This is a genomic window from Candidatus Aminicenantes bacterium, from assembly GCA_026393795.1.
GTDB lineage: Bacteria > Acidobacteriota > Aminicenantia > UBA2199 > UBA2199 > UBA2199.
Genome location: JAPKZL010000027.1, coordinates 1 through 11621 on the forward strand (window position 1 = coordinate 1; position 11621 = coordinate 11621).

An 11621-nucleotide genomic window follows, 5' to 3' on the forward strand; every position below is an offset into this window, starting at 1 on the left:
CAGATAGGATTCGATGATGTTGGACGTGTCCTGGTAAGCGATATTCCCGGCGCCGAGGACGGTCTTGAGATAGTTTTTCTGACCAGCATACGGCAAGCCAAGGAGATTCATGATGAGCGCCCGCGCCCGGCGCGAGACATACTTGTCCTTGTCCAGGCCATTGGCAGCTGTCAACTCAGCCTGGGCAACGACGTTTTCCAGGTGTTCCAAACTGATCATGTAGGCACCGGCGGCCAGGTCCAGCGCCAGGTCGCGGACAATGGTCTTGCTCTCGCCCAGGGCCAAAGTGACCGTCAGCGCTTCGCTTTTGACCATTTCCTGGCTCTCATCGTTGGTCACCTTGATGGTTAGCGGCTCGTTTTCCAGGGCCACGTTGCCGCTGTTACGCAGCGCCAGATGCAAACTCACCTGGCTTTCGCTTCCGGCCGCCACCGTTGCCGGGGTGACGGTCATGGTGCCGCTGATGACTTTGCTGGCCTCGATGATCACGGCCAACTCCTCAGTTAATGTTCCGGCAGTGCTGTTGACGGTCTGCCTGAGGTTGTAATCGCCTACCGGATACGTCCCAGTGTTGAAAATGTCCGTCTCCAGCGTCGTCGTGTACGGGCTCAGGCTGATGGTCTTGTCCCGGGTCAGGATGTTCAGCGAACTGGCCTTTTGGGTCAGGGTCAGGTGCAGCTGCAGCGCCAGATTGCTTTCCGTGTTGTTGATCAAACGCGAAAAGATCGAAACGTCACTGTTGGCCGGCCAGAGCTGCGGATCGATGGACAATTTGTAAAACAGGGCCGGGACTTCCTCGACCATTTCAGAAGCGTTGTTGCCTTCGGCGTATTCCTTGATCGCGTTTTCACGGTCAACGGCAAAGGCCAGCGTATGGCTGCCGGCATGGCCCGAACCGCTCCAATTAAATTGAAAATCCTGATAGGCCGCGGGCGCCAGCGCACCGACACTTGCCGTTTGCGTGTCTATATTGTTATCGCTGAATACCAGTGTAGTAGCCGCGGCAGCGGTTTTGCCGTTGTTGCTCACCCTGATCGCATAAGTGTAATTCAAATCACTTATGCTCCGGTCCGCTGCCTCGACAACAAGATCGGGCAAATTGGATCCGTAGCCGAACCAGGCGCTTCGGGTTGACGTCAAATTGTCCTCGCTCATCACGGCCCGTAAATCGCGCCAGCCGCCGGCTATCTGGGCCGAAGACAAATCGATATCAACGCTGCCCAGACCGGCCAGGGTGATACTGCGCTCATCCACTTGCACATCGTCCAGATACAACTTCAGGCTGGCCGTGCCCGCACCGAAATAGTCTGCCTTGACCTTGACCGTTTCGTTGCCGTCGGGATAATCGAGATGATCGGTCGTCAGGCCGAGCAGCACCGCGTCGCCGCAATCGAAAGCGGCCGCCCCCGAAACCACTAATTGTTCTTCGCGGTACAGACCGTAGACGAAACGGTGCGTTCCCGCTTCGGTCGTATCGAACGCATATTCCAAAACTGCCGGAGTTTGCTGCGTGGCCGACAGGGTTACGTTCTGTTCGCCCAGGTAAGTCCACTGACCTTCGGGCGTCGTCGTCCAGGAGCGCAGGTCAAGTGAGATATCGCGGTTGGACTCCAAAGTCAACATGGCCGTGATAGTGTCGTTGGGAGCGTATTTGCCGCGTTCAAGTTCGGCTTTTGCCACCTTGACCACCAGGCCGCTGACATCGAACGCTTTGGACCCGCTTGAGGTCCCGTGAGTGATGTCGGTCGGCGTAAATGTCCAGGCTACGCCGTAACTGCCGCCCAGTGCATCGGCCGGCACGGCGAAAACGACGCTGCCGCTGCTGCCGATGGCGATCGTCTGGATCTGGCCGAAGCATTCGGCCGTCAGGCTGCCAGACTCGCCCACCGTGAACAGGGCGTAAATGGATTCCCCGGGCGCGTAGACCTGCTGGTCCAGCATCACGCTGACGTTGCCGGCAAAGTTGAGATAGATGTCATTCAAGTAAATGCCGCGTCCGCCTACCTGGTAGATGCTGTAGAACACTTTTGCCTCGCTGGCTTCAGTCAGCGGGATCTCAAAAACCAGCGAGCTTGAACCATTGTCTAAAGTAAAGGCGCGGCGCTCGCTGAAATCGTTCCAGTTGACCACCGCTTCCAGCGGCGTTGCCACTGGAGCAGTTGAAGATATATTAATGGTCAATTGCGCCGTTTCGCCGGCGTTGTACAGGCTGCGGTCCAGGGCCGCCGTGACGTCCAAGGCGATGCCGTTGACCTGAAAGTAGAAATTGCCCTTGGCCAGGCCGTTGGTTACCCCAAGACCCGACAAATTGTAATTGAAGGGATAACGGCCGGCCGGGATGTCATTGTCGATGTCAATGAAAATATCGCTCAAATTCTTTTCTTCACCCGCCTCCAAAACCAGTTCGCGCGTCTCGTTGAGGGTGTCGAAAGCGCTCATGACGATTTTGACTTCGCCACGGCGGTTGCCTTCGTTCTTGACCTTTAGGGTGACGTTGGCAAAGGCGCCGGCGGAAATGGCCAGGTTTTGCGGCACCTCGACCACTTTGATGTCGGCGTTTTTGATTGTCACAATTTGCGTGTTCTGGGCAAGCAGGTTGCCCGCCGCTTCGTACAGATAAGCCTTGACTTCCTGGCTGCCGCTGGTCAGTCCATTGGCGTCAAAATTATAAGCCTGGTTCAAGACAGCTTCCGAAATGACCTGAATTGGTTCTTCGTGGCGAAAACCGCCGGCTTCAATGACCAGCGTGCCGGCAAAGTCGCTGTATCCGTTGTTCGAGATATTGACCAGCACCGGGACAACTCCGTCCACAGCGGGCTGCACCGCTACCGTCGAGGTCATTTCGTTCAGGTTGAGCACTTTAATGGGCGAGCTGACCATGCCACCAACTATTTTGCCGCCGCTGAGCCTGACCATGTAGTTTCCATTCTGGACAATATCAAAAATGAAAGTGTCGCTGACGTTTTCCCCTGCATTTAAATAATAATTACGGGTTGCGGAGTAAATGGGCGTTCCTCCGGCGGCCGGGATGATCTCGATTAGCAGCGGGACGCTGCCGGCCACCGTATCGCTGTTGGTCAGCGTATAGGTAAAATCGGTCAAGCCGACCGGGTATTTGGCCGCTGGCGTGAACGTCAACTGTCCGATTCCCGCTGGCAGCACTGAAAAATCGGCCTGCCCCGCTCCGCCTCTCCCGGTCGTCCAGCGCAACTGGTAGGCGCCGGGAGCCAATGAAAGCTCAAGGGAATCGGCGCTTGCTTCGGCGTTGGGATATAGGTTATAACTTTTATCAGCCGTATATATGGCGATTTCTGTGCCCAACACGTAGAGTGCAAAATGGAGGGTGTCGCTGAAAGGCAGACCGCCGGAGTTGGCCACGGTGTAGCCTATGGCGATGCCGCCTTCGCGGTACTGGGGCAGCACATTGAGCGCGAGGTTTTCTACATAACCGTACTTGACGATCTTCTGCTCGTTCTGTGTTATATCACCACTCAGCGCGATATCATAGGTGCGGTCGTTACTGATTGTATCATTGAAGGAAAGGATGCGTTCCTCGTTTGGTTTTAAGGAAACGTCTTCGTCCAGATAAGAGGGCGACCCGCCGGTCGCCCCTACGGAAACATGCACATTGGCGATAATCTGGCCCTGGTTGGCCAGCTTGATCTTGACCGGGAACGCTTCATCACCGGCGTATTCGGGATTCATGATCTCATAGGTCACAGCCGGTTCGCTGTTCCTCAGGATCAGCTCGGCGCTGTCGAGGAGGGTGTCGCTTTCCCTGACTTCAACGTTCAATTGCCAGACTCCCGTTTCACTTTCATTAAAAGTTAGCGTGCCGTTATGGCTTTGTCCGGCGCTCAAACTCAAAGGATCTTCTTGCAGGATCGTCTCCACCCCTGATGGTGAAACCTTGCTTACTTTCAAGTTCAAAGCCACTTTGTCTTCGGTTGTATTGTTCAGGACTTCCAATTGCAAAGCATTGCTGCTGTTAACCCTGACATCGGGATCAGCGTTGCCGCCCTTTGACAGGGATGTCGCCACAGTTGTGCCCCTGACTAGAAATCCGTAGTCACTTTTAGCAAGTTGCTGATCAATTACTGAAATCAATTCGGCCGAGAGTGTGTAATTACCGGCTTTTAATGTTTTCCCTGTCATTAGATCAATATCGATATTGGCTGCAGTATTGACCGGGAATTCGCCGCGTGATCATTCCGGGGCTGTAAACGGCTTTAAGGGTAAAAATATCATTCTGAAAAGTCTGTAGTGCCTCAACTGTTGGATCGTATCCATTTCTTATAATCCATAAAACCCCGGTTGAATCAAGGAAAATATCTCTAAAACCTTCAAAATAATATTGGTAATCTTTTGGTCTTAAGTAAACACCTTGATATCTTGTAACACTAAAATCATTGTTTATATGAAATATTGCAGGAACCAGGTAGGCAGAATAAGCGAAACCACCCCAAATGCTTCCTGCGCCATCGGAAACTATTTTTAGTGCTTCAGAAGGAAAAGCCCTTATCCATGCACTAACTCCATCATAGCAAAAAAGCCAACGATCAAATGTAGATTCCTTAATTCCAGCCGAATACCACAATCGTCCGTTGGTATCAAAACCCATAACAGGGTTCAAGCGATATGTGTTTCCCCCCAACGTCGGATATTCGATATTACTTACGACAGTTTCTTCAATTCTTTTTATACGATTCAGCGAATATCCAGCCGCATAAACGACTCCATTGGTCCCAGCCGTTAATGCGGAAACACCTCCCAAAAAGTAATGGTTGAGGACCCCTTTGTCCAGGCAACTAACTCCTTCTATGGACCCGATCCAGACCCGGCCCCTGGTGTCTCCGGTTATACAGGTGACCGGACTAAGCAGTTTATCCATGTCTATTTCGAGCTGGCGCAGCTGCCACTTACCGGAACTGAACTCCACAAATCCGGGATTGGCCCCGAATAAAATTCCTTCTCGCTCTGGACAGGGTATGATGCAAGTAATGTTGCCTATGGCTGAAAGATTCTGTCTGGAAAAGAGGGTGAAATCACCGTCACATTTAAGTAAAATCTTGCCACTGCCGGTTTTAGTTCCCAAAAACCACATTTGACCGTCGTCTTCGGCAAACTGGTTAACAAGAGTGCCTGGAAAAAGCGTTGCTACGTCCCAATTATTCCATTCCCCCAACGTATAACGCCAGATTTTACCGCCGGTAGTCATCCATATCGAACCACTCGCATCTTCACCAAAATTAAGAGCTGTTGCCGGATCGAAGGGAAGATCAAGTTTATCAAAGCGGCTGCCGTTGAACCGGTCGATACCGCCGGCCGACCAGACCCATATTTCTCCTGCTCCGTCCCTGGCGAAATCAAACACATTATTGGAAGACAGACCGTCGGCGGTCGTATAGGAACTCAAGGCGCCATTGCTGAAAACCGAGATCCCTGATGATGTGGCCATCCAGATATCTTGCCAGCCATCCTTGTCGCGCTCGCTGAAATTCGAGACGTTGTTATTCAGAAGCCCGTCAGCGGTCGTAAAATGATTGATCAAGACTCCCGAGCTGCTGAGATGCCACACGCCATCGTTGCTGGTTGTGAGCCATAAATCTCCGTTTGAACCGATAAAAAGAGAAATAAAATTCTCTCCGGGTAGCAGCTTAATATATTTGTTTGTGATATAATCCCATGCGAATAATTTGTTTTTGCTTATCAAATAGGTTTTATTCGCCCGCGCCCCTCCGCCACTAACAATAGCTCGACGATACAAACTGAAATCTCCGGCTTCATAAACCGATTGTGCGACAAATTTATTCTTCAGTATCTTTACCCGCAGCATGCCATTGGCAACTTCTCCAGCAACACCAATCTCAGCCTTCCCGGCCACTGCTTCGTTGTCGAAATATTTTTCCTTGAGTGTGAAGGCATTCAAGGTTGCTGTCATGCCGCTGACCACAACATGGCTGCTTAATTTAAAGACTTGGCCGCTGCTTTCATGCCGCCCTTCCTGCAAAAGGATATATCGGCCGCTTTTCGTCCCCACAGGCAAGGTTATTGTCATGTTCTTTTGTTCGCTTGCGGCTAAAGCTAACACTGATTGCTGCTCCAAAACCTGTTTTTTAAATTCATCAAACAAGCGGACAAATACATTGAAGGTTCCCGGTTTGCCGCCGCTGTTTTCAAACTTCAAATCAAAGGGCGTTCCGGCACCTACATTGGCGGGAGGTTCGAAAAATTTCAGGGTAATCATTGGCAGCTTTACTGTGACAGTGCTTTTTACCAATTGTCTGTCTTCCACGAGCAATTGATATTCGATTGTGTGCGAACCTTCAGTAACCGTTTCCGTAACCGGAACCTGGTAGTTGAACTCGTTATTGATTCCAGGCTGAATGGTCACGGTTCGAGTGTCATCGTAATTCAGGCTTGCGGATTTGACGGAAAGAACGGCGTTAAAAGGAATTTTCACACCTGAAATTTCCGAAAAAGCCAGTTGCAAATTCAGGGGGGGCCCTTGCTTGAGATCAACGGAATCCGTCTGGGCCGCATATTTAAATTTGGGGAAAAGACACAATAGATGGGTAACGCCTTTCTTTATGATATTCGCGGAATCGCGGATTTCGTAATCAATTTCATATTCATTGGAAGTCGGATAACCGATCGGGATTTTAAAAGTTTCAATTGCTTCAGCTTGTTCTTTTGGAATAACAATATCCCTTTCCTGAACAGCTCCAGTCGTGATATCGCTCAACTTTATGTGAATGGCGCCGACAGCTGCGATTTTCAATTGAAAATTGGCAATGTCGAGGTAACGGTAACCAAGCTGGTCGCTGCCCCCTTGTAGATCCAACAGGTACTGGTACTGCTGTTCCGCAATCGTGACCAAGACGGCTGTCCGTGACTCGTCGCTGTATTCGACCCTGAGGTTATATCTTGTTTCCGCGACTGGAGAAAAGACGAATGGTTCGCTGAAAGCCAGTTCCTGGGACACGTTGAACGTGATGTTTGCTACTTCCTTGCGGAACAACTCGATCCCGCCTTCGCTTTTCAGGGTCACGACATAGCGCCCCTGGTTGATAGTGAAGGGGCTGAGATTCCTGAGCCTGAAATTAACCGAATAGGTCTGCCCGGGAATCAGGCCATAGCGTTCACTGTTTTTTTCGATTGTATACGCTTCCGGAATGGTGGCCAATGTGAGGGCAACATTACTTTTAACATAATTGAATTGCTGAGTCTTTGTTTCAACGCTGCTGTCGGAGGTGCTGACAGCCAGTCGCATTCGATATGTACCGGGAGCATACAGCTGGCTTGGGATAAATTGCCCATTATATTGAAAAGCGTTTCCGGAAGTGAAGTCATGCTCAATTTCATAAACCGTCGCTAATTCCTGATAGGATTTATTGACATAGCGATCCACCATCAACCTGATCTTCGTCAATCCATAAGCGGCCCCACCATTGTTATTGGCTGTGATGGAATAATCGATAGCGGTCCCGTTTTTGAAAATATTTGTTGTTCCCTGGATGGCCAGCAAACTCGACGTGGCTTGCGCTTTCAGGAACACCACTTTCGCCGCCCCGATCTGGCGCAAGACTCCTGCTTCAACGTATTGCAACCTCATCGTAATTGGACTTGACCCGTTTTTCTCTGGCGGCCTGCTGCCCATCCTGCTCATCGGCATGCTGGCATGGAATATCCGCTCTTCGCCCGCAGGGATCTCTATGTTGATCGGCGTGTCAAGATATAGAGTAGGACCATCACCACCGTGACCGATGTTCAGAAACGGTTCAGATATGGCGATTGTTTTTGACTGGTCCGAAGTATTACGAAAATGGACGTCGAGTTCCACGTTCTGATTTAGGTATAAGTCTTCCTGATGTACGGTGAGCCAGCGGAGCACTCCCTGGCCAGGATTGTATTTGCCTTGCAGCCAGTGGATGGCGAAACGGCCGCCGTCGCTTTCGGTAAAAGGCTGGATCAGGTTTCCTGATGCATCATAGAGTTCGACCTCCATATGATAAATGCCGATCCATTGGCTGATTATGTCATTGTACAATCCTGTCGGGGTGATGGAGAAAGACAGGGCCGCGCTGCCGTCAGCCTGCGGATCAATTGCGACCGCCTGTTCAGCAGTGTACAACACCCGTTTATAATCGGGCGAAAGGACCTGGAATTTGGCCCGCGTGGCTGCAACTTCACCGTCATTGTGGATGGTTATTGCCGGCAGGGAGATGGGCATGGCCTGGTCGCGGGTGAGCCGCCAGGATGGGATAGGCAGGTTGACGTTGCGGGAGTAGGTCAGCAGGTCGCGGATGATGTGCGCTTCGTCCACCCCGGACATCTGCGAATGGGCGTTGGCATAGTCGCTGAACAGCGAAGTCAGGATCACCATTCCCTGACCTACAGGATAGGAAATCATCACCGGTTCCTGGTTCACCTTGCGGCGCAGCAGCACCGTGGCATTGGCCGGGATGGTGGAGAAGTATCCATCGACGCCGACGCTGACCGTTTCTGATGCCACGCCGGAAAAAATGGGATGGGGCACGTTGTTTTGCGTAGCATGGTAAGCCGCTCCCCAGAAGCACGATTGGTCCTCCCTCCAGCCCAAAGCGGATAGACTGCTCCCTTCCGGCAGCGGTACGACCTTCTCATAATGACTGCCATACTGCTGGGCTAGGACAATGACAGTTCCGCCGTTTTTTACATATTGTTCTAATTTTATTTTAAAAACCGAATCGTTTTCATATTGGATTAGTAATCCGGTCGGAATTATCAAAATTGGATGTTTTTCAACCATTGACGGGGAAAACTCTTTAAACGTTACTGCAGGGGGAACTCCAATTTTATTTAGTAAACCAATGATTTCACGATTGATGAACTCAAAAGGCATCAGAATCGGCGAATTGTATCCAATATGTGTGAGCCCGCTGCTGATTCCGCTTGAACTGGAATTGTTATCGTCGGGGTTATCAAGCAAATACATACTACGTTTCATACAAGAGGCGTTTCCCCCTCCATTAATATAATCATTCACGACATCTTCTGTTATTGCCCAGGCCATAGATATGGCGACAAATTGACGCAGATTTAAATAGTTTAAAAATCTGGAGCTACTGATGAATTCGACTTCCTGAAGGGAATGATTGACAGGAATTGATTCGCTGTTTGGCAATTCACCACTAATATTTTCTAAGGTTCCACTGAACTGGTCCGTACATTGATTATATGATGGCGCGTACCAGCCGGAAAGTAAAGGGAAAATTCCCTCCCGGTAAATTTGAAGATTTTTGTAAGAAGGTCGCATTTGATTTGGGCATATTGTGTTATTTGTATCATTATAAAGAATGGTATTAACACGCTGAGTTCCACCAAGAACAAAGCGAATATTTTCACGAAGAGCATCAAACAAGTTGTTTTGATTATCAATCAAAGTAATTCCTTGCGGATATGGAATGGGTTGACTATTATTTAAATAAACTGTGTTTTGAGCATTCGATACAATATTTGCTACAGATTCTCCATTACTAGTACTATGTGCATAAATTCCGTGGGTCCCATTCACATTAGGATTAATATCACCATCGAAATGAATAGAGATGAAATAAGGTTTGATGTTATCCCCTTTATTCTCTTTTGCTTCACGTATTTGATCTCTAATTTCTTGAGCTTTTCTAATAGGATATTGGAAATATCTCGCAGCCTTAATGCCAAGTCAGTTGTCATACAAGCTTCGCTATAGGTTACATTGTTAGGATCATCTACGGCTCCAGGTTGCCCGCCAGGAAGACAAGCGAGGCCATTGCTTGATTCACAACCATGACCTGGATCCAATAAAATGAAAACAGAATTTTTATATTCATTTGCCGCATTAAGACATTCCTGATTCTGATTATTCTGTTGACTAAAAATTAAACAATTTATTAAAAAGATAAAGAGTATTCCACTAACTTTTTTTGTATTAACCATATTTGTATTCCTAATTTTTTTTACGCAAGTATACAATCAAATCGCCATTGAGCATTCGATCACCCAGAGGACTCCATTCTGTGGAAGAGTTGGGATAAGGTATGGCAAATCGAATATTTTTTCCCTGAAAATTAAACAAATAAACTTCATCTGTTGGATTGCCAGTTTCATCTCCGGCTTTTTCCATTGTCAATAATATTAGTTTACCATTCGGAGCCAATTCTCGATTAAATCGATTTCCTCCAGGAATCAGGTCATTATTGTTACCAAGTTGATTTGGACCACCACGGTCAAAAAATGCCCGGAATTTTCCAAACAAGGCCCCACCAGCTTCATACAAATAAGCCATGTCCCCAAAAGTTGTCACTACAACTTGGCGACCGTCATGCAATTGCAAATAGGTTGGCGAATTTACCTCAAATGAAGTGATATTCGATAATTTTTTTGTTGAGAAGTCACATTTTTTTAGTTTATATCCGCTATCTGATATCATCAACAGGAGATTTTCTTTATCCAAAAAACGATTATTACCATATTCATAACTAAGTCTCGCTTCAATTATTCCCAAATCTTGGCGTGAACCATTCACAGGGTTATAAGAAAAAAACGAATAACTACTCTTTCGTGCCACAACAATAATCTGCATAAATAAAATATCCCCTTGCGGCGAAACATCGATAAAATGTTCTTTCTGGGGATCTAATGACAAAACAGTTTCCTGTTTTGTTTCCAGGTTGTAAATTGCATAATAATATTTTTTATTTTCCCAAAAATTATAAAAGATCCGTTTATTGTCAGAAAATAATGTTGCTTGACCATAATTGAATTTACGAGGAAGCTTTTGCAAGAAAGCTCCGTTCTTGTCCATGATATACCCGCCATCATTATTGGCACCCAGGAACCACTCCCCATCATAGGACCAGACATATCCCCCAACTGGTTTGCCGTTATAATTAATGTTTTTTGTAGATGCTATTTCAATTTTTGTAGGATCATCCCCGACATCCAAGTATTGAGCAAACAGATTGCCTACGGCCATCCCCAGAAATAAAACTAACATTACAATAATTTTAATATTCTTCATCTTCCCCTCCGTTATCTTTTATTATATAGAATTATTTCCAACTTTCTACACTCCTCCACCCGGCTTAAATGAAAAAAATCATGTGCCCGCGATCTGCCTGGCAATCAGGATGATAAAAGATTACCCTTCTCCATCGGAGAATTATGTCTAGCAAATAGTCTTCGCAGTGTCAATGAGGAATTTTGTGACATTTTTTTCGCTGGCGGACTGCTGCCCATCTTGCTCATCGGCATGCTGGCATGGAATTTCCGTTCTTCGCCCGCCGGGATCTCTAGATTGATCGGAGAAAGAAATGTGCGTGAGATTGGGACGGTGGTCGATTTCGTGACTTTACTTTTTTTTATATTTTTATAGTCCCAGGGCTGTTTCATTTCTCGCTCTCTTGCCCTTTGAACCCTATCTTGCGCGGCATCCTGGCCGGAGGAGTCATTAACTGCCTGATGGCGTCGAAGACCACCTTGAACTGAGAATCGTATTTTTTTTCCAGGTCCTTCAGCTGGCGGGCCAATACGGTGTTTGCCTGGAGCATGCGCCTCAGGCGAACAAAAGCGCGCATGATCTCGATGTTGACCCGCAC

5 protein-coding genes are annotated in these 11621 nt (G+C 48.2%); all 5 read right to left on the reverse strand.

The genetic code is table 11. The features are described 5' to 3' along the window. On the reverse strand, window positions 1-4041 hold a 4041-nt coding region (locus NTW95_01285; GenBank protein ID MCX6556061.1), incomplete at its 3' end, for a hypothetical protein. Window positions 4042-4159: 118 nt separating this feature from the next. After that, window positions 4160-9556 carry a hypothetical protein gene (locus tag NTW95_01290; protein MCX6556062.1) on the reverse strand — a complete coding sequence of 1799 codons (5397 nt, stop codon included), beginning with the start codon at window positions 9554-9556 and terminating at the stop codon, window positions 4160-4162. Beyond that, window positions 9553-9960: a hypothetical protein gene (locus tag NTW95_01295; GenBank protein MCX6556063.1), complete on the reverse strand. Its 408-nt coding sequence runs from the start codon at window positions 9958-9960 to the stop codon at window positions 9553-9555. Before NTW95_01295 ends, NTW95_01290 begins: the two co-directional genes overlap by 4 nt. A gap of 10 nt (window positions 9961-9970) precedes the next feature. Beyond that, window positions 9971-11044 carry a hypothetical protein gene (locus NTW95_01300; protein MCX6556064.1) on the reverse strand — a complete coding sequence of 358 codons (1074 nt, stop codon included), beginning with the start codon at window positions 11042-11044 and terminating at the stop codon, window positions 9971-9973. Between the two features lie 367 nt (window positions 11045-11411). Then, on the reverse strand, window positions 11412-11621 hold a 210-nt coding region (locus tag NTW95_01305; GenBank protein ID MCX6556065.1), incomplete at its 5' end, for an ORF6N domain-containing protein.

What these genes read in the sequence shown, in the direction of transcription:
- NTW95_01295 (MCX6556063.1), bottom strand. Translation starts at nt 9,960, where the DNA reads ATGGTTAATACAAAAAAAGTTAGTGGAATACTCTTTATCTTTTTAATA.
- NTW95_01300 (MCX6556064.1), bottom strand. Translation starts at nt 11,044, where the DNA reads ATGAAGAATATTAAAATTATTGTAATGTTAGTTTTATTTCTGGGGATG.